This window comes from Bradyrhizobium sp. BRP22 (genome assembly GCF_020194175.1).
GTDB lineage: Bacteria > Pseudomonadota > Alphaproteobacteria > Rhizobiales > Xanthobacteraceae > Bradyrhizobium.
On the sequence record NZ_JADYVX010000028.1, the window covers coordinates 18,478 to 38,397 of the forward strand.

Below are 19,920 nucleotides of genomic sequence, written 5' to 3' on the forward strand. Positions count from 1 at the left end.
AAGACTCCAGGGATTGAGGTTGAGGTCAGGCCTTATGGGCCTGTTCGAAGGTGCTGATGAGATTGGCGGCCCAGTTCAGACCGCGTTCGGCGAGGTAGCGCTCGGCGAAATGGTGAGGCCCGGTGCGGGCAAGGACGGCGTCAATGGTGCGCTGATCCTCTGGTGCGGAGGCTCCGACGAGCGCGAGCGCGACTGGTCCGAGGCCGAGCTCGAACAGGCGGTTGCCCGCGCGGGACTGCAGATAGTAATCGCGCTTGGGAAACGCCTCCGCGATCGACCGAACTTGCGTGTCGTTCAAGCCGAACCGGCGATAGGTTTCGGTCTGGGTCGGCTCCAATGCACGGGGATTCGGCAGGAAAATCCTGCTTGGACAGGACTCGATGATCGCAGGCGCAATCTGGCTGTCGGCGATATCGGCGAGCGACTGGGTCGCAAAAATGACCGAGACGTTCTTCTTGCGCAGCGTCTTCAGCCATTCGCGAATACGGCTTGCGAACAACGGATCGTCCAGAAACACCCAGGCTTCATCCAGCACCAGCAAGGTGGGCCGGCCGTCGAAGCGGTCTTCCAGGGTGTGGAAGAGATAGGTCAGCACCGGCGCCACCAGGCCGGGCAACGCCATCAGCTCCTCCATCTCGAAGGTCAGTACGTCCGCGCCGGAAAGACGGTCTGCGTCTGCATCCAGGAACCGACCGTAGGGTCCTTCGAGCGTGTAAGGCTGTAGCGCCTGACGCAGAGCGTCGCGGGCAAGCAACGCTACGAGTCCTGTCATTGTCCGCTGGGAAACGGGCGCAGAGCCGAGGCTTCTCAGCGCCGACCAAAGGGTCTCCTTGACGTCGGGCGTCACGGTCACACGCTCATGAGCGAGCACGCCGCAAAGCCAGTCGAGCGCCCAGAGCCGCGATCCCTCCTCCGCGACATCCTTGAGCGGCTGGAAGGCAATGCCGCCTTTGGCGCCCAGCTCGTACCAGGCTCCTGATAATGCGAGCGTGGTAGCCCGAGCCGACCGCCCCTTGTCAAACCTGATCAATTGGGCGTTCGGATAGCGCCGGAATTGAAGGGCGAGCATCGACAGCAGGACCGACTTGCCCGCGCCCGTGGGACCGACGATGATCGTATGCCCGACGTCGCCGGCGTGGAGCGACAACCGAAACGGGGTCGCGCCCTTGGTCTTGGCGATGAGAAGTGGCGGCCCGTCGAGGTGCTCGCACCGTTCGGGTCCGGCCCATACCGCTGACAATGGGCACATGTGGGCCAGGTTCAACGTATGAACGATGGGCTGGCGAATGTTGGCGTAGGCTTGCCCCGGCAGGCCGCCGAGCCAGGCTTCAACCGCATTGACGCTCTCGCGGATCGCCGTGAAGCCTCGGCTATTGATCACCCGCTCGACCGCGCGGATCTTCTCATCCGCCTGATGCGAGTCCTCGTCGCTGACGGTGACCGTCGTCGTGATGTAGCCGAACGCAACGAGATCGTCGCCAAGCTCCGAGAGCGCCGCGTCGGCGTCGAGAGCCTTGTTGCTGGCGTCAGTATCGAGCAGCGCCGCCTGCTCGTTGAACATGACCTCCTTCAGGATCGCCGCAAGCGACTTCCGCTTGGCAAACCACTGCCGCCGGTAGCGCGACAGCGTCGCGTTGGCCTGCGTGCGGTCGAGCGGAATGAACCGGGTGGCCCAGCGGTAGGCAACGCCAAGCCGGTTCAGGTCATCGAGCAGGCCAGGAAACGTAACGTGCGGGAACCCGAGGACGGTCAGCGCGCGAAGATGGCTGCGCCCGATTGCCGGCGACAATCCGCCGGTTAACGGCTCATCGCTGAGGAAGCAATCGAGATAGGCCGGAGTCTTGGGAACACGGACCGGATGGCGCTTGGTCGAGACGCAGCTGTGAAGATAGGTGAGCGTCTCCGCATCGTTGAGGGGCCAGATCTCGGGCAAGACCGACGAGAGCAGATCGATCGCCCGGTCGGTTTCCTGGACGAAACTTTGGAGTTGATCGCGATAGCCTTTCTCGTCGCTATCATATCTCCGTTGGGTGTCGATCTCGCCGTCGTCGGCGTCACTTTCCGCAGGTGCTTTGATGGATTGCCCGGGCCGAATGCGTTGTCCTTTTCCGGTCACGCGATCCTTCGTCTTCGGGCGTTCGAGGAATAAACCTTCCAGGCGCGAGACCCTTTCCGCCGGCGGCAGGTACACCAAGGTCAGATGCAGTACGCTCTCGAAATGCTGCCCGCCGGGCCGTGACGGATCGTCCCATGCAACGCCGGCGCGACCTTCGAAACCGGCGCGCCGTTCCTCATCGATCAGCCAGGACACCGGATCCGGAAACTGCGACCGCGGGTATTCGGAGGCCGGGATGCGCGTGGCATCAAAGAAGAGTGCCCAGCCTGAGCCGAAACGCTTCAGAACGTTGTTGACGCGGGACGCCACGCTCATCAGCTCGGCCTCGGTAGCACTGTCGAGGTCCGGTCCGCGGTAGCGGATCGTCCGCTGAAAGCTGCCATCCTTGTTGAGGATGACACCCGGTGCGACAAGGCAAGCCCATGGCAGCCAATCAGCGAGCCGATAGGCGTTGCCGCGGAATTCTCTCAAGTTCAGCATGCGAGCCGCCCTTTGTGCTTGGTGTGACGGATCGCGACCTCGACGAAGGCCGGGTCGCGTTTAGTTAGCCAAACGGCCGCGCTGTGGCCGATGACCCAGAGCACGAGGCCAGCGAGCCAAAGGCGTAGGCCAAGTGCCAAGACCGCTGAGAGGGTTCCGATCAGGATAGCGGCGGCACGCGGGGCACCGCCGATCAGGATGGGCTCAGTCAACGAGCGATGGAGAACAAGTTCAAAACCATCGGAACGCATCAGATCAGTGCTCCGCCACCAAACGAGAAGAACGAGAGGAAGAAGGAGCTTGCGGCGAAGGCGATCGAGAGGCCGAATACGACCTGGACCATCTTGCGGAATCCGCCGGAGGTGTCGCCAAAGGCCAGCGATATGCCTGTGACCGTGATGATGATAACGGCGACGATCTTGGCGACGGGCCCCTGCACGGATTCCAGGACGCGTTCGAGCGGCGCTTCCCACGGCATGCCTGAACCGGCGGCGTGTGCCGCCGTGACACTGAGGAGTATGCAGCCCGAGGTCACACCGAGTGTGGCCAAAGGCAAACCGCTGACCGAACAGAAGCCGCGAAGGCGCGAACGCACGTTTAGACGCAGTTGAATGGACATGTTGCAGTCTCCTTTAGAGTTCAGGGGCGATGGGAGATGTTTGGAAGTCCGGGAGGGGTCTCGAGCAGGTAGTCGCCTGACGGATCGAGGCCCTTGAGCTCGGCAACCGTGTCGACACGCCGCGCGGGGCCCCGCCCCTTGATGAAGACGATCAAGTCGATCGCCTCGGCGATGAGCCGGCGCGGCACGGTTGTGACCGCTTCCTGAATGAGTTGTTCGATCCGGTAGAGCGCGGCTCGCGCAGAGTTGGCGTGAACCGTAGCAATTCCGCCGGGGTGGCCGGTATTCCAGGCCTTCAGCATGTCGAGGGCTTCGGCGCCCCTGACCTCGCCGACGATGATGCGGTCCGGCCGCAAGCGCAGCGTGGAGCGGACGAGATCGGCCAAGCTCGCCACCCCCGGCTTGGTCCGGAGCGTCACGGCATCCTTGGCATCGCAGCGCAGCTCACGGGTGTCCTCAATTATGACCACCCTCTCCTCGAGGCAGGCGATCTCCGCAAGAAGCGCGTTCGCAAGGGTCGTCTTGCCGGAGCCGGTGCCCCCGGCGATCAGGATGCTACGCGCATCGGTGACCGCTGTGGTCAGCACTTTTGCCACCAATGGCGAGGCAATCTGCGCCTTGACGTAATCGGACAAGCGGAACGTGGTCGTTGCCGGCTTGCGGATCGCAAAGCACGGCGCGAGCGCAACCGGTGGCAAGACGCCTTCAAAGCGCTCACCGGTTTCGGGCAGTTCCGCCGAGACGATTGGAGACGAGCCGCTAGCTTCCGCCCGCACGTGGCTGGCAACAAGCCGGATGATCCGCTCGGATTCCTGCGGCGTCAGAACGACACCAGTGTCGGCGCGTCCCGTCCCGTGCCGGTCAAGCCAAAGCCTCCCATCGGGATTGACCATGACCTCGACGACATCAGGCTCCTCGAGAGCCAGCGCGATCGCGGGCCCCATCGCGGTCCGCAGCATGCCCCGGCGTCGTTCGCGGGTTTCTGGCGAGAGGAGATCAGACATTGCCGACCTCCTCTCGCCCTGCCGGAGAATGCTCCGGCGGCTCACCCGTCGCATTCGGCGCGCGGGATCCAGTATCGCTGGGCTGGACAGCGCCCAGAGGGGCGCCCTCCTCGAGGTTCCGCATGAAGAGGTCCGGCTTCGAGGCGCTGACGCGGTCCATGACGTCGGCGACAAGCCGGCCCCCGGAGGCGACGCGTTTGCCGACCTGAGCGACAAACATCTCGAACCGCTCGCGGCCGAGCGCGCGCGCTGCGTCCTGGTCTTGGGAAGGCAGCGGCGGGGTGATGGTCAGGTAATAGCGGATGAAAAGCGCGATGGTCTCCGCAAGGACGCTCACATCGCGGTCGGCTCGCTCGAGTTGCCGGCTCATCCGATCGAGCCTTCGGATCAGCGCCGCATCGCCGCTCGTGTCTCGCTCGGGGTTGAGGAAACGATCCAGCGCAGCATCGACAATGGCTGATTTGTTGGCTCCGGGGCGCTTGGCAGCAAGCTCAAGCCGCTGCGCCACGCTGTCGGAGACATAGGCCGATAGTTTGGGTTTCATCGGGGATGCTCTTCAGAATGAGGGAAGAAGATCGTCATCGTCACGGGTAACGGCATGGGCTCGGCGTACGGTGCTGGATGCACTTGCGGCTTGCTGCATCTGGCTGCGATCGGCGGCGACATCGGACTCATCGTCGAGCAATCGCTCCTCGATGGCGCGAACATCGATCGCAGCTGGTGCTGCCTCGTCAAACAACGGCAATTGCTGCTTGAGACCGCCCTCCTCGCCGCCCGTCTGCATCAGTTCGCGATACGGCAGGGTCGCAAGGCGAAGGTCGGTGGTGCGAACCTCGCCGCGCCAGTCGTCGGGGCGGGCCGCCGGCCGATCCGCATACTCCCCGCCTGCTAAGGCTGGCGCCTTGCGCAGACGAGCGACGAAGTTTGCGTCCTCATAGTGCCGCAGCTTGATCGCGCGAACTGGCGCAAGACCCGAGACCAGCACGATCGCCTGGTCGGGCGGCAGTTGCATCACTTCGCCCGGCGTCAGCAAAGGACGGGCGGTCTCCTGACGGCTGACCATGACGTGGCCAAGCCAGGGGGCCAGCCGGTGACCGGCATAGTTGCGCTGTGCACGTAGTTCGGTCGCGGTGCCGAGCGCGTCCGAGATCCGCTTGGCCGTGCGCTCATCATTGGCGGCAAAAGCGATACGGACATGGCAATTGTCCAGGATTGCGTTGTTCTCGCCATACGCCTTGGCGATCTGGTTGAGCGACTGCGCGATCAGGTAGGCGCGGATGCCGTAGCCGGCCATGAAGGCGAGCGCGCTTTCGAAGAAGTCGAGCCGGCCGAGAGCAGGAAACTCATCCAGCATCATCAGGAGCTGGCGGTGTTTGGGGTCACCTGCCTTGGTGTTCAACGTCTCGGTCAACCTGCGGCCAATCTGGTTGAGGATCAGCCTGATCAGCGGCTTGGTCCGGCTGATGTCGGACGGCGGAACGACGAGATAGAGCGTGACCGGCTTGCCGGCACTGACGAGATCGGCGATGCGCCAATCACAGTGCTCAGTATTTCGACTGACGATGGGGTCGCGATAGAGGCTGAGAAAGCTAACGGCGGTCGACAGAACGCCCGAGCGTTCATTCTCGGACTTATTGAGCAGCTCTCGCGCGGTCGCGGCGACGACCGGGTGCACTTTCGGCTCGGCCTCGGTGCCGAGATGATTGGTCGCCAGCATGATCCTGAGCGTTTTCTCAAAGGACTGCGCAGGGTCAGCCAGGATCTCGGTAACGCGCGTGAGCGTCTTCTTCTCTTCCGCATAAAGGACGTGAAGGATGACGCCGACCAGAAGCGAATGACTGGTCTTTTCCCAATGGGTTCGGCGTTCGAGCGCCCCTTCGGGATCGACCAGGATGTCGGCGATGTTCTGGACGTCGCGGACTTCGGCCGCCCCTTTGCGAACCTCAAGCAGCGGATTGTAGCGGGCGCTTCTGGAATCGGTCGGATTGAACAGGAGGCAATGCGAAAAGGTCGAACGCCAACCGGAGGTCAGTTCCCAATTTTCGCCCTTGATGTCGTGCACCACCGCCGACGAGGTCCAGGACAGCAAGGTGGGCAACACCAGTCCCACGCCCTTGCCCGACCGGGTCGGCGCAAAGCACATGACGTGTTCCGGTCCATCGTGGCGCAGATAGTTATTCTCGAGGCGGCCCAGGAACACGCCCTTGGACGCGAACAGGCCGGCCGCCTTGATTTCCTTCGGCGTGGCCCACCGCGCCGAACCGTAAGTCGTCACCAATTGGCTTTGGCGGGCGCGCCACACCGAATTGACGATCGCAAACATCGCCCCTGCAATGCCGCCGGCGGCGGCGATGGCTCCGCCCTTCTCGAAGATCTCGGGCGCATAAGCCTCATAGGCAAACCACCATTCGAACAGCCGCCAGGGCAGATAGACCGGGTAGCTGACGATCAAGAACCACGGCTCACCCAGCCGCTGCTGATAGCCGAGAGCCGCGGCGGTCCATTGCGTCGCGCCCCAGGTCGACACAACGACGATGCCGAACACCACGGCAATCTGACCGACGTAGATTTTTGCTGGAAACATTCGGCTCGCCCCACTCACCCCACGTGAGCGGCGCGATGAAAGGGGCGAATGCGCTTGGCGTTCAATCGAAATAAAAATCGCGTCCGGGAAACGAGAGCAATGTCGATGAGGCGTTGCGAAGGTGAGAAGGATCTGCGTCAAATCTCAGCCGAGATGATCCAACACCTCAACAAAAGGTGAGTGACCGGCTCAATTTGGATGATCCTTGACGCGGACAGCGGCGCCCCGAACGCAGGTCGCCAAGGTCAGGGGCGGAACCAGCCAAACAACGCAATTGACAGGCTAGGCGCGCCGACTCGGCATAAAATCAGGGTTAATTCCCTTATACTCACTTCGCGAAGTGAGTATAAAGCCGCTGGACGCCCGGTTCCGCGCCTATTATACTCAATCCGCAAACTGAGTATAAAAACGGGAAAACGGCCATGCCCGCCCCGACGCTCGTCGCCCAGACGACCTATGCCGAGCTCCTTGAGCGCACCGCCAACGCCGCCTTCGAGGACGCGTTCACGGACGACGGATCGTTCACGGCCAAGAGCATCAATGGCCGGAAATATTGGTACTTCCAGACCGGCACCGGCGCCCATCGGTCGCAGCGTTACGTCGGACCGGAGACGCCGGAACTCCTGGCGCGCATCGCCCACCACAAGGAGGTTCGCGAAGACGAACGCGAGCGCCGGGCGCTCGTGTCCACCCTGGTCCGCTCGTTCAGTTTTCCCCGTCCCATTCCCGAGATCGGCGACGTCATCGCGGCGCTTGCCAGGGCCGGCGTGTTTCGCCTTCGCGGCGTGCTCGTCGGAACGATCGCCTACCAAACCTATGCTGCGATGCTTGGCGTTCGCCTCTCCGCCGGCTCGCTGCAAACCGGCGACGTCGATATTGCCCAGTTCAAGAACGTCTCGGTAGCGGTCGAGGACTCCACGCCGCCGGTTCTGGACGTGCTGAAGGAAGTCGACAAAAGCTTTCGTGCCGTTCCTCACGTATCTGATGGCCGGCGCGTGACGAGCTATGCCGCCAAGGGCGGCTTGCGTGTCGACTTTCTCACGCCCCACGAAGGCAAGGAGACGGGCCGCCCCCAACAGCTACCTGCCCTGAACACGGATGCCCAGCCGCTTCGGTTTTTGGATTTCCTGATCCGCGACCCCGAACCCGCGGTCATCCTGCATGGTCCCGGCGTCTACGTGCACGTGCCCGCTCCGGCGCGCTATGCCGTCCACAAGCTCATCATCTCTCGCCGGCGCCCGGAAGGGTTTGCAAAACGCGACAAGGACCTGCAGCAAGCCGAGACCTTGCTCGCGGTTCTCGCCGAGAAGCGGCCGCAGGAGCTGACATCTGCGTGGGAGGAGGCCCATGGCCGGAGCCCCAAATGGCGCCAATTGATGCTCGAAGGACTGGCTCTGCTTGCTGCCTCCGTTCGTGACGTGGTGCTCAAGACCATTGGCGCGCCTCGCTCGGTCATTCCAGGCATCGATCTCTCTTTCGACAATCCGCCTGCGCGCTATGACTTCAGCCGCGACGTCGTGGCCTTCCAGGGCCAGGCACTTGGCGGCGCGGTCAACTGCGCGGTCAGTCGCGAGGCGCTGGACGACCATTTCGGCGCCGATAGTCTCGGGCAAGAGGGGCGTGTGGAAGCGTTCCTCAAGAACAGATCGAGGATCGAGGAGATCGCTCGCGCCAAATATCTCACCTCTCCGGTCGACGAGCCGGGCGCCGTCCTGGTCAAGACATCCGATGTCGATCATTTTTCGAAGCAAGGAGCGCCGAAGCGGAAGTAGGCCCTTCGTCAACGCCCGATCCCGCGCTTGATGCCGATCGACCAGGATATGCCCTCCCCGCCGACCTGACCGGTGACCAGTTGCCCGCGGGCGCGCTCCAGCACCGGCCGCCAAGGCACCAGCACGAACTCTTGGGATCGTTCGATCAGGGCGAACCGTCCACTGTTCAGCGTCAGCATACGCCGATAGACGCCGTCGATCTTGTTGCCAGTCTTAACATCGACATGTTCAAGGCCGGTGCGCGCGGATATGTCCGCCGAGGTCCGCGCCAACTCGCGCTTCTCGAGGGTCTCGAGCATGTTCCGCGCGAAACGTACCTGTCCGCCTTCCTCTCGTGCCAGCCCCTGCTCGATCAGCCATTGCCGTCTCGCCCGCAGCGCGGTCTCGACTTCGGCACCAAAGCCGGTCGATGCCAACTCATTCGGCTCCTTCCCAACGAGCTTACGATCGAGCCAGGTGGCCCCTAATGCCTGCGGCAGATCCTCCAGCCTTTGCCATGACAGCACCGCGGCCCGCACCGGACTACGCGATTGCTGGAGTTTCTCGTATCGAAGCGCCCGGTCGAGATAGTCCCGCCCCACGCTCCAACTGCCGTCGGCAAGACGGTTGACCAGTCCTTCGCGTCGCATCGCTTCCAGGCGGCGAACGTGGGTACCGACAAACTCGCCCGATGCATGCGGGTCGAATTCCCGATGCAGACGGTCACTGTAAATGTGGCCATGTCGGGTGGCTATCTCTGCGATCGTCCGGTCAGTCGCGCGCGGTTTAGCGACGCGCGCTCTGAGCTCCAGAATCGTGTTCCGGACAGGCGGCTCCTCGTTGGCACCGAGGGCACCGAGCTCGGCATAGTGCGTTCGGCCGTCCACCCCATCAATGACGACATAGCGGCGTTCCGTCAGTTCGTCAGCAAACCCTTCGCCGATGACCCGGCCGACCAGACGAAGACCGCTTCGCTCCGGATCAAAGATCGCGTAGTCCCCGGCCGCCCGCGCAATTCCTGCCGCAGTCATTTCGCGGTGCACGGTCTTGATGATGTCGCCTCGCTCCCCCATGCGTCTGAGCTTTGCCTCGAGCTCGGCGTCGATCCGCCACCGGCCGGGCTCACTCTCTTCAGCCAAGCCCATGCGCTCCAGGGTTCGCAGCCGCCCGATTCGCGCCGTTTGCCAGCTGGGCTCCCGTCCAGACAGCGCACCCAGCTCGAGTACTCCGTCCCCGGCATCTCGCAGGATGCTCCGGTCAAGCCGCGTGAGCCGCTCGGCCGTGATCTCCTGCTGAAGCTTGCGCGCGACCTCGATCTCCGTTTCAGGGCCGAGCTCTCTCGTGATGAGCTCGGCTGCCCGGGAGCGAAAGCCATGAGCGATATAGTCGCGCGCGATGACGAGGTCGTTTCCTTCACCGTCCCTCCCGCGCAGGACGATGTGGGTATGGGGATGGCCAGTGTTGAAATGATCGGCAGCGACCCAGTCGAGCTTGGTGCCGAGGTCCTGCTCCATTTGCCGCATGAGGTCGCGGACGAAGGGTTTCAGGTCCGCCAGCTCAGCGCTGTCCTCTGGCGCCACGATAAACCGGAATTGGTGGCGGTCGCCGGAGCTGCGTTCCGTAAAGCTCTTGCCATCGGCGCGGTCACTGCTGGCATCGTAAAGCTCCCCTGGCTCACCCTCGCGCGTGACGCCGTCGCGCTGGACGTATCGGAGGTGAGCTCGCACGGCGCCTAGGTCACCTGACTTGATTCGCACGATCCTGGCCTTGATCACGACACGGCGCTGGCCAGAGCTTCGCCCGCGCCCGGCCAACACCGCACCTTGCGCGTGGCCGCGGCCGATGCGGCCGCCTGAAAACGACGAACCTGTTCGCGCACTGGCGCCAGCCTTAGTCGCCTCCTGGCGGACGCGTCGAAGATAGCTGGTCGCCCTCCGGGCCCTGCGGTTGCCGATCCGTCCAAGCTTCACTTCGAATTCGTCGTCGATCTCTCGCATGGCCCGCATCCGGCGTTGGAACGAGCTCGCGATATGTGAAGCCGAGCAGCCTCCGCCAAGACGCAGACGCAATCGCGCAGGTTCGCCATTGCGTTGGGTCGAACATGGAGACAACGCGGACCCAAGCGGCGCCAAATCTTGGATGTGCAGACAACGGCTTAGGCGCCCCATAGCGCCAGTGCTTTTATCTTGCTCTCCCGCCCGCTTCACGCGCTTCACCGCTTCACTTGACCGTTTTCTCTCTATTGATGAGCTTGCTTGGCTGCCCGGCTCGCACCGCTGCGGAAAATTACGCGACGGCCACAGAGAACAACGTACGCGCCCTTTTGGGCGCGCACTGATCACAAACCTGTCCCACTTCAAATATCCGGATCCCACGTCCAGATCGGGTGCGCGACACCCAAGATATCGCTCCGTAGGACCGGCCCAAAGTAGCGCGAGTCGAACGAATGTGGGTGTGGCTGGAGCAGGAAAAACTCGCCCTCCACGAGCCTCATGCAACCTTCCCAGGCGGGCAATAGCCGCCCCTCTCGGTCATTCGCTAGCACCTCGGCAACGACCTTTCCATTGATCGATATGGTGCCGACGGGCTCCTTGGCGCGGCACACTTCATCGCCGGCGGCCGCGGCGATCTGCTTAAGCAGCGGCACCGCGGTTGGTAGAATACGGTGTGCGATGATCATGAGCTCGATCGCAGGCGGCGGCTTGAAGACCGCGAGCTCTCGGCGGTCGGGCAATCGTTGCTCCAGGTAATAGAAGCCCAATGGCGCGCTGCCCGAAGCATTGTAAATCAGAAGCGGCATCTTAGCCTGCGACGACATCAACAAAGCGATGACGCTGGCGCACATGGTAGAGAGAACGGTGACCTGGTGCCACATTCTTGCGCAATCAATCAGCATCGGAGGTCGACCTCCGCTTATTGGCTTGCGAATATTCGACAAGGTCTTCGATGTGATACCGGACGTAACGTCCGTGCTTGCGATAGGCCGGACCTCTGCCGTTCACCCGCATCTTCTCAAGCGTGTTCTTGGTGAGCCTGAGCCAGGCGGCTGCCTCGACCGTGTTGAGGAACGGCTTGTCAGGCTCTTTGTCGTCACTCTTCGTCATATTCCGAACGCTCCTTTTTCTACTCACAACCAAAGGCTGCGAGAGGAAGCGTCATCAGATTGGGAGCGATTTTGGGAGTGGCGAAGATGAAAGGCGTCGTTTCCGCCATCCGGCGCGAGCAAGATTCGTCAAATCGAGATCGGCAGATTGGCTAACTCAGGAGACTGCGATAGCCGCCCTTCATCAATTCCGTACCTTTGGCGACGAGGCGCCGGGTGCGGTCTTTCAAAAATTGACTGTGGCCGTGCCATTCCTCAGCAACTTTTTTCTCTCCAAAGATCGCAATCGCGATCTGGCGATAGGTCTTGCCCTTCAGACTTTCGTCGAGCGCTATCAGCGCATGACGGAGACGGTCGTCACTTGTAAAGGGCGGCTTTTGAATCGCCCTACGACGCTGTTCGGTGAAGCGCTGCAGGTGCCTGAGAAGCTCGGTCTGCTCTGAGAGATCCGTAAGATCATGCAATTCGAACACTGGCGCAAACGGTGCGGTCAGGACGGAAAGCCCGTGAATTTCGAGCGGGACTTGCAAGCCGTTTGCCTTCATCAGTACCAGCGGGACACGGTCGACCCCGATAACTGCCCTTCGGTCGACGTTGAAATCAGCCAGCGTACGCGCTGTGCCGGCGCTATCCCGCTCGTTCGGTGCCCTTGCGGCCAGCCGAACGACCCGTTTTAGCGCGCCTGTATGCCAGAACACGGGCGCCTGATGGGGGCAGAGCCTCGGATCGGCGAAGGTGTAGAGCCCCCATTTCTCGGCACGTGGAAAGCGTCGCCTGAGGCGCAACAGCTGGGTCCCATCCTTCAACCTAACACATGGCAAGTGCCGGGGAACGGAGCTCCGCCAGTCCGCGATATAGCCCTCATTTCGGCGTAAGAACTCCCACGCCCAGTCGACCCCAGCATAATCAGTAGAATCGCAGGAAGCGGCGTGGTCGTCGGTACGACCACACGAGGAAACAACGGAATGATTCAATAGCCGCCTCCGCAAAGAACTTTTCCGGCGCGGATCGTTCCGGCGAAATGGGGCAAGAGAGCGGCCTCAAAGGCAGGTGCGGGACCGTTCTCTTGAACGCCACGTCGCATCCTGACGCGAGACAAACGAGTCGAAAGCGCGAGCGATGAGCAAGATCCATTCCGGCCTCGCGCGTCGAATGCGCGGGTCGCTGAAGATTCAAGGTCGCAATCTGGTAAACAAACCCTTAATCGAGAGGCTAGGCCGTGTCCCCATAAACCCAGCGACGTGATGCGACGAACGCAATGTCCGCTTTGCCTCTATAGCGGCCGAGTTCGTGCGGCAGCGCAACATGTCGCGATGGGCCAACAGCGGAAGTGGCGGACCACGCGCGCCTGCATCGGTCGATTGCCCAAAGCTCTTCAACAAGACTTGCGGGACACGAAATCTAATGGTCGGCGAACCGAGAACTCGCAAGGGCTTTGGCCTGCTCCGTTTACGTCAATTCGAACTCACTGAAGCAGGAAAATCTTCTCAAATTGCGGGCACGCCGAAGAGGTCCAACGGCCGGACACTAGCAAATTACTGTGATCCGTAAGCGAGTGTGATCCGGGGCACAGCCGCAACGAGATGGGTCGAGCGATATTCGAATATCACAGACCTTGGGCACTCGCGCTGCCGCAGCGCGGCAGAAGGGGTGAGCGCCCGCAACCATGGAGATGAATATGAAGACGGTCATCACTGGTACCGTCAGCGCCTTACTTCTACTCGCTACTATTGGCGCTGGCGCCCAAGCACAGCCATCGAACGTGGCGCAGCCGTCGAACGTGACGCCGGGCGCTTTGGCGCGCTTCAAGGTTGAAGCGGTCAGCTTCGACGCCGTCGACGAGACCGGGTGGTTTGATTGGACTGGTCACGACGAAGTCTACGTGGCCATCCACGTTCCCGACCGGCAGATCGCCACCTATAGCCAAATATTCTGGGGTGTTGACTCTGGCGAACGAAGGGACATTCCATCGGATCAGAACTGTATTCTTCCGATCGCTGGCGTGAGTGGGCCAACTACGCTTGACGCCGGCGGTGGCAGGTCGAACCCCGTCGATCGCTGGAGCTGCTCCAACGACGGCGCTCCCGGTCCGATTTCCTTCACGGTTTGGCTTTACGAGAAGGACGACTGCCCCCCTGTTGTTTCTTGTTTTGACCATGGGACCGTGCCGGGCGGGAGACCCGAACCTCATTGCGAAGATGATCTGCTTGGCTCCCACACGGTGACATACTCCCTGGAAGAACTATTGAAACTGCAGATTGGCGAATCCAAAGTGCAGGGCAGTCTCGTCACAGGCGGCGGCGACAGCAGCACATACGATTTCAATTGGCGCATAACCCGCCTGCCTGATGCAGAGCCCGTTGTGAGTCCGGTAACCCGCCTACAGAAAGCAAGTCCGCGAGAGTAGGATTGTTCGCGCAGCACATCGCCTCGGCAGCATCATGGAACGCGTGTCGAAGGAAACGGGGTTGCACATCGATGTCGCCTCGGGGTCACGAGCGGCGGTGCAAAGCCGCGCTACGACACGTCGGGTCTAGCGCTGGCAGCAGACTTGCGAAATTGTGCGGGCTTCTTCGTCTCAGGGCCGATTCCGTTGAAAAAGGCGGTTAGTATTTCGTGTATTGGCTCCGTCGCGACGTGGCCGAACTGCTCTACCCGATCCTTAGGCGAGCCTCGGGGTTGGCATCGGGATCAGCTTGGCCAGCTTTCGAAGGTTCTGGGCGGTGGGTGCGAGGATGAACTCGTCGCGCGCGCCGTTTGGACCTCGTAGACGCAAGCGGTCGAGCTTGAGAATGCGCTTGAGGTGCGCGAACAACATCTCGATTTTCTTGCGGAGCCGGCGCGAGGTGCCTCCCTCCCACGATCTCGCGATCTGGCGCGCCATGTCGCGAGCCCCCTCGTAGATCGAGCGCGGCACCCTCCGTGATGCCTGCTTGGGGCAGCACCGAGCCTTCAATGCGCATCGATCACAATCGCGCTTGCTGGCGAGGTAAAGCATGGTGGCGCCATCATTCACCAACGTTCCGGTCGTGGTAAGAACTTTGCCACCAGGACAACGATAGATGTCTCCAGCATGGTCATAGGTGAAGTCGTCCCGCGAGAAGATCCCGTCTGTGCGGGCCGACTTGTCGAAGACTGTAACGTGCGGCTCGATGCCGTGCTCATAGACCAGCCAGGCGAGCATCTCGGCCGAGCCATAGCCGCTGTCACCGAGGAGCCGGCTCGGATAGAGATCAAACCGCTCCAGCGAGCGCTCAATCATGCGCTTGGCGGCCAATACCTCCGCCTGCCGGATAGCCGTCGTTGCCTCAACATCGACGATGATCGCGTTCTCGATGTCGACCAGGTAGTTCGTCGAATAGGCGAAAAACGCTTGGCCGCCGTGCGCCCCCGTCCAGCGCGCCGCCGGATCGGAGGGCGATACGAACTTCGGGGTAACCTCGGTCGCGGCTCCGAAAGCGGCATCATCGAGGACAGCCAGATACTCATCGATTGCTCGGCCGGCAGCCTCCGGCGGAAGTCCCTTATCGCCTTCGATCCCCTTCTGCCGATTGGCATCGGCCTTGATAAGGCTCGCATCGACTGCAAATCCTTCACCGCCCACCAGGCGCTCTTCGATGCAGCGGCGCAGCACGCTCTCGAACACGCGACGGAAGAGGTCGCTCTGCCGGAAGCGGCCATGCCTGTTCTTGGAGAATGTCGAATGATCCGGCACCGCCCCATCCAGACCGAGCCGGCAGAACCACCGGTAGGCCAAGTTGAGGTGAACCTCATCGCACAGGCGCCGCTCCGATCGGATGCCGAAGCAGTAACCGATCAGGAGCATCCGGATCATCAACTCGGGATCGATCGAAGGCCGACCGATGCTGCTGTAGAAAGGCGCCAGGTCCCGCCGGACTTGTTCAAGATCGACAAACCTGTCGATCAACCGCAGCAAGTGAGCAGTCGGGACATGTCTTTCGAGCGAGAACTCATAGAACAACGCGGCCTGTTCGACTTGCCGATGCCCCATCATGATCTTCAGTCCTGCCAACTAGACAGACTGAATCACTGATATCTCTGCGCCGCAACAGCCGCCTTTTTCAACAGAATCGGCCACAAGCGGACGTTTCAGGAAGCTTTGGGCACGCCCGTGGAGCTGAATTCTCATTGTAGAATTGCTAACGCAGCCCTCTCCGCGTCGTACGGAAAGATCCACTCCGCCGCCGACATCCAGGCCTGCAACCTTTCCGCCTGACCGTTATCGCTAACAAATCGATAGAACCGGCCGGCCATGCGTGAGGCGGCTTGAACACGGCTGGTCCGCTCCAGCCTCATATCTTGGTAAGCCCTGAGGCGCGCCGGAATCTCGTCGCGCTTGGCATGCTCCAGCAGAACGGCAAGAGCGAAGCCATCCTCGATGGCCTGCCCGGCGCCTTGCCCGAAATGCGGCACCATCGGATGGGCGGCGTCGCCAAGAAGCGTAACATGTCCGCGCGACCAATACGGCAGCGGCGCACGATCGTACATGCCCCAACGAAACGTATGGTCGAGCGCTGCAATCAAGTCTCGAACGGAAGCATCCCAGCCGGCGTATTCGGCTGCGAGCGATCTGACGTCGCCCGGTGCGGACCAGGTCTCCTCCATGTCACACATGCTCGGGACGAACGCGACGATATTGATCAACCGCCCTTGCGACACCGGGAAGCAGATGAAGCTGCGGCTGTCGCCCATCCACATATTCAGGCCACGCAACTCCGCGCCCCATGCGAGTTTTTGCGATTGCACCAGGCCGCGATAGGCGACAATGCCTTCGCTGGTCGGGTGCGCAATTATGCCGATCTGGCGTTGGACCACCGAATGGATACCATCCGCTCCGATGACCGCGTCTGCATCGCAGACGGCACCATTGGCAAAGACCAGCCGCGCTCCGGCTCGCGCTTGTTCGACGGCCACACAACGATGTCCAAACCTTACTGGTCCCTTCACGACACCAAGAAGCATCTCGAGGAAGTCGGCGCGGTGGACCTGATAGCTTGGCCCCATGGACGCCCCATCAGGGAGGAGCTCTCCCATGGACGTTCGTCGCGTTAGACCGTGGCTCCTCGTGGTGATCTTCTCGAGTTCATCGCATAGCGCGGTGCGTCTGAGCAAGATCAGCGCATTCGGAGGGATCGACAATCCGGCCCCGGCCTCCCGCGGCGACTCTGCGCCTTCGAAAACCGTGACGTTCGTGCCCTTCGCGCTGAGAGCCAGCGCCGCAGACAAGCCCCCGATCCCGGCTCCGACGATCGCGACGTTCAGTCTGTCCGGCATTAGATTTACTCCACCCATCGACACCTTCCGGGGCGATAAATCCTCAATTGCCGACGACATCATCGAGCAGCACCCATCTGGTCCCGTCGAAACGGCCTATCCGGGCCTTTCTCCAGCCGATCCGGTTCGATGGAGTGACGTTGATCGTGATGCCCGGCAGGAATGTCGGCAGCTGGAGCCCTTCAATGTTGGTGGCCTGCTTGATAAGATTTTCCCGCGACAGGTCGTCGCCACACCTCTTCAGGACCTCGACGATGATCTGAGCAGTCGCATAGGGGAAAATGGATTCTTCGAGATCGTCGTTCGGGGCCCACGCTTTCATAAAAGCCCGGTACTCGCGCATGCCGGCATCGTTATCCCACATCGGATCTTCGGATGTCTTCAGCCAGAACGCGCTGACTGCCCCAGTCGCAGCCGCAAGTCCGGCCGGACGCAGCACGGTCGAAATACTGCTGACCCCCGATAACAGCACATGCTGAACTTTCCAGTTGAGCTCATGCGCCTTGCGGATAGCTTGCGCGGCAAAGCGCGCGTTGGAGGCATGAAACATCGTATCTGCGCCGGAGGCCTTCAGTGCCACGATCTGTGAATCGACTGTCGGCTCCATGATGTCGTAGCCGGCCTCGGCGACCACCATCGTCGAAGCGCGCGATCCCAGCGCTGCCTTGAAGCCGGCCAAATTGCCCTTCCCGAGATCGTCGTTCTGATAGATCACGGCGATTTTCGCGTCAGGCTTGGTCTTCAGCAGATACTCGGCGTAGATCCTGGTCTCGGCCGGCTGCGGCATCATGAACGTAGTCGTCCAGGGCAGGTTCTCGGGGTCGTCGAGCTTCGGGGTGCTGGCAAGCAGCAGGATCTGCGGAACCTGCTTGCTGTTGAGATATTTCGCCACGGCGAAGTTGGTTGGCGTGCCGACCGACCCGACGATCGCAAGCACATCCTCATCCTCGACGAGCTTGCGCGTCTGCTGCACGGTCTTGGCCGGGGTGAAGGCGTCGTCGAGCGAAACGAGTGTCACCTTGCGGCCGTGGATGCCGCCGGCGGCGTTGATCATCTTGAGATAGGCCGCTTCAATCCGGCCGAAGCGGCTCAGCGACGAGATCGGACCGCTATAGGGGATCGTCTGACCGAGTCTTATTTCGGTATCGCTGACGCCGGGGCCGTATCTTTTGTCCGCCGCGGCTACGGATGACAGGCCGGCGATCGCGAAAGTGAGTGCCGCAAGGCTCAGGATCCGGATCATGGAGGCGTACCTCGGTTTAACGGCTTCGATCGGGAGCGTTTTGCTATCCCGGATTATAATATGATGCTGTACAATTGCCCCTGGGTCCCGAACCTTTGCCGAAATTTTCCGAAAGCAGTTTGCGAGGCGCCCTTGTTGAAGTCGTCGCAGCAATCCGTCGTTATCGGTGACCGTGTGATAGACCTCGCCCGCGAAGGCCTGCGTGACGGGCGCGGCGACATCGTCCCGCTGCGTCCGCGTGCCTGGGCGGTGCTGCGGCTGCTTGCGACACGGGCGGGGCAGCTGGTCGGCAAGGACGAGATCATGGATGAGGTCTGGTCGGACTGCGAGGTCACGGAGGACTCCCTAGTCCAGGCGATCGGCGACATCAGGCGCGCGCTGGGAGACGCCAGCCGACCGGCCCTGAAGACGTTGCCTCGCCGTGGCTACATGCTGGTGGTCGATGAAAGGCCGATCGATGTCCCCGTCGTCTCCGGCAACGCGGTGCAAACATCTGAGGCCGATGAGCCGCCGAAGTCTTCGTCGATGCCGCATTTGTCCATCGTCGTGCTGCCATTCACCAACCCCGGGAACGATCCTGCACAGGACTATTTCATCGACGGCGTGACCGAAAGCTTGACGACGGATTTGTCGCGCATCGCGGGCTCGTTCGTGATCGGCCGCAACACTGCGTTTACCTTCAAAGGAAAACCGATCGACGCCCGGCAGATCGGTCGTGACCTGAACGTGCGCTACGTGCTGGAGGGCTCCGTGCAGCGTGGCAGCAACCGTTTCCGCTTGAACGCCCAGCTCGTCGATACTGAGACGGGTAGCCATGTATGGGCCGACCGCTTCGACAAGCCCGCGGCCGATCTGTTGGACATGCAGGACGAGATTGTCTCCCGGCTCGCCAACACATTGAATGCCGAACTCATTGCAGCCGAAGCGCGGCGTGCGGAACGCTTGCCGCGTCCGGACGCGATGGATTTGTACTTTCAAGGAAGGGCTTGCATCAACAAGGGAGTGACTCCGGTGTTCCTGGCGCAGGCGCGCGACTTTTTCATGCGCGCCCTCGCGCTTGATCCTGGCAATATCGAAGCGGCGGTTGCCGCGGCCCAGATCGATGTGTCCGCAGGATCGGCGTTCCTGACCGATGACCCATCCGTGCAGTTCGAGGCCGCGGAGACCGCTTTGCACAGGGTCCTGCTTCATGCGCCCAATCACCCGAGGGCCCACATGCTGCTCGGCGCCGTTCAGATGCAGACCAGGCGGGGGTTGAGTGGCATCGCCCAATGCGGACAAGCACTTCTGCTGGATCCGAATTTGGCCGATGCTCATGGATTCATCGGACTTGGCAAGTTTTTGCTGGGTCGCGGTGAAGAGGTCGAGGAACATATCCAGGAAGCACTCCGGCTGTCCCCGCGCGATACGCGCACCTATCTCTGGTACATGTTTGTCGGCCTGGGCAAGTTGAGCATCGGCGCAGATCACGAGGCCGTCGAATGGTTTCGCCGGAGCATCGAATGCAACCGAAATCACGCGCTCGCCCATTTTCACTTCGCGACCGCGCTGGCGCTAGTGGGAGACCTGAAGGAGGCGCGCGCCGCTGCCTTAGCCGGCCTTGCGGTCGATCCCAGCTTCACGATTCGCCGCTACCGCACTAAGGCGAGGGTCGACAATCCAGCTCATCTTCGCTTCTATGAGGGGATGCACCTGGCCGGCGTTCCGGAGGAATGATCCACAAAA

Annotated in this window: 16 protein-coding genes; 3 read left to right on the forward strand and 13 right to left on the reverse strand. The window is 61.8% G+C overall.

The annotated features are described in order from the left end of the window. Positions 1–25 precede the first annotated feature (25 nt). The 6 genes from trbE to I6F35_RS28165 are packed head-to-tail and all read right to left on the reverse strand — an operon-like array spanning position 26 to position 6,803. Positions 26–2,596 (reverse strand): conjugal transfer protein TrbE, encoded by a 2,571-nt coding sequence (gene trbE / locus I6F35_RS28140; protein ID WP_225120920.1) that lies wholly within the window; start codon positions 2,594–2,596, stop codon positions 26–28. After that, positions 2,590–2,847, reverse strand: a complete 258-nt coding sequence (locus I6F35_RS28145; RefSeq protein WP_225120921.1) for a VirB3 family type IV secretion system protein — start codon at positions 2,845–2,847, stop codon at positions 2,590–2,592. The genes trbE and I6F35_RS28145 overlap by 7 nt, the downstream gene beginning before the upstream one ends. Then, on the reverse strand, positions 2,847–3,215 hold the full coding sequence (locus tag I6F35_RS28150) for a TrbC/VirB2 family protein (RefSeq protein WP_225120922.1): 369 nt from the start codon (positions 3,213–3,215) through the stop codon (positions 2,847–2,849). Before I6F35_RS28150 ends, I6F35_RS28145 begins: the two co-directional genes overlap by 1 nt. Positions 3,216–3,235: 20 nt before the next feature. Beyond that, a complete protein-coding gene (trbB, locus tag I6F35_RS28155) occupies positions 3,236–4,219 on the reverse strand; it encodes a P-type conjugative transfer ATPase TrbB (RefSeq protein WP_225120923.1) in 984 nt (327 codons plus the stop codon). Next, positions 4,212–4,763 (reverse strand): CopG family transcriptional regulator, encoded by a 552-nt coding sequence (locus I6F35_RS28160; protein WP_225120924.1) that lies wholly within the window; start codon positions 4,761–4,763, stop codon positions 4,212–4,214. The genes trbB and I6F35_RS28160 overlap by 8 nt, the downstream gene beginning before the upstream one ends. A gap of 12 nt (positions 4,764–4,775) precedes the next feature. Beyond that, on the reverse strand, positions 4,776–6,803 hold the full coding sequence (locus I6F35_RS28165; RefSeq protein WP_225120925.1) for a conjugal transfer protein TraG: 2,028 nt from the start codon (positions 6,801–6,803) through the stop codon (positions 4,776–4,778). Between the two features lie 422 nt (positions 6,804–7,225). Here I6F35_RS28165 and I6F35_RS28170 point away from each other — a divergent pair, with 422 nt between their 5' ends. Next, entirely contained in the window at positions 7,226–8,575 is a 1,350-nt protein-coding gene (locus I6F35_RS28170; RefSeq protein ID WP_225120926.1) for a GSU2403 family nucleotidyltransferase fold protein, read from the forward strand. An 8-nt stretch (positions 8,576–8,583) separates the two neighbouring features. Here the strand turns inward: I6F35_RS28170 and rlxS are convergent, their stop codons facing one another. The 4 genes from rlxS to I6F35_RS28190 form a co-directional block, all read right to left on the reverse strand. After that, the gene (rlxS, locus tag I6F35_RS28175) at positions 8,584–10,551 is read right to left on the reverse strand and encodes a relaxase/mobilization nuclease RlxS (protein WP_225120927.1); all 1,968 of its coding nucleotides are present in this window, start codon (positions 10,549–10,551) and stop codon (positions 8,584–8,586) included. Positions 10,552–10,910: 359 nt separating this feature from the next. Next, positions 10,911–11,450 carry a S26 family signal peptidase gene (locus I6F35_RS28180; RefSeq protein ID WP_225120928.1) on the reverse strand — a complete coding sequence of 180 codons (540 nt, stop codon included), beginning with the start codon at positions 11,448–11,450 and terminating at the stop codon, positions 10,911–10,913. Further along, a complete protein-coding gene (locus tag I6F35_RS28185) occupies positions 11,440–11,658 on the reverse strand; it encodes a helix-turn-helix domain-containing protein (protein WP_208827373.1) in 219 nt (72 codons plus the stop codon). The genes I6F35_RS28180 and I6F35_RS28185 overlap by 11 nt, the downstream gene beginning before the upstream one ends. A gap of 151 nt (positions 11,659–11,809) precedes the next feature. After that, positions 11,810–12,463, reverse strand: a complete 654-nt coding sequence (locus I6F35_RS28190; protein ID WP_225120929.1) for a DUF2285 domain-containing protein — start codon at positions 12,461–12,463, stop codon at positions 11,810–11,812. A gap of 872 nt (positions 12,464–13,335) precedes the next feature. Here I6F35_RS28190 and I6F35_RS28195 point away from each other — a divergent pair. After that, positions 13,336–14,064 (forward strand): hypothetical protein, encoded by a 729-nt coding sequence (locus tag I6F35_RS28195; protein WP_225120930.1) that lies wholly within the window; start codon positions 13,336–13,338, stop codon positions 14,062–14,064. Between the two features lie 255 nt (positions 14,065–14,319). On the opposite strand, the gene I6F35_RS28200 is transcribed toward I6F35_RS28195, so the two are convergent. The 3 genes from I6F35_RS28200 to I6F35_RS28210 all read right to left on the reverse strand — a co-directional run bounded on the left by I6F35_RS28200 (position 14,320) and on the right by I6F35_RS28210 (position 18,195). After that, a complete protein-coding gene (locus tag I6F35_RS28200) occupies positions 14,320–15,672 on the reverse strand; it encodes a transposase (protein WP_225120931.1) in 1,353 nt (450 codons plus the stop codon). A gap of 131 nt (positions 15,673–15,803) precedes the next feature. Then, on the reverse strand, positions 15,804–16,952 hold the full coding sequence (locus tag I6F35_RS28205; RefSeq protein WP_225120932.1) for an FAD-dependent monooxygenase: 1,149 nt from the start codon (positions 16,950–16,952) through the stop codon (positions 15,804–15,806). A gap of 43 nt (positions 16,953–16,995) precedes the next feature. Then, positions 16,996–18,195 carry an ABC transporter substrate-binding protein gene (locus I6F35_RS28210; protein WP_225120933.1) on the reverse strand — a complete coding sequence of 400 codons (1,200 nt, stop codon included), beginning with the start codon at positions 18,193–18,195 and terminating at the stop codon, positions 16,996–16,998. A gap of 135 nt (positions 18,196–18,330) precedes the next feature. On the opposite strand from I6F35_RS28210, the gene I6F35_RS28215 reads away from it, so the two are divergent. Then, a complete protein-coding gene (locus I6F35_RS28215) occupies positions 18,331–19,911 on the forward strand; it encodes a winged helix-turn-helix domain-containing protein (RefSeq protein WP_225120934.1) in 1,581 nt (526 codons plus the stop codon). The last annotated feature ends 9 nt before the right edge of the window (positions 19,912–19,920 follow it).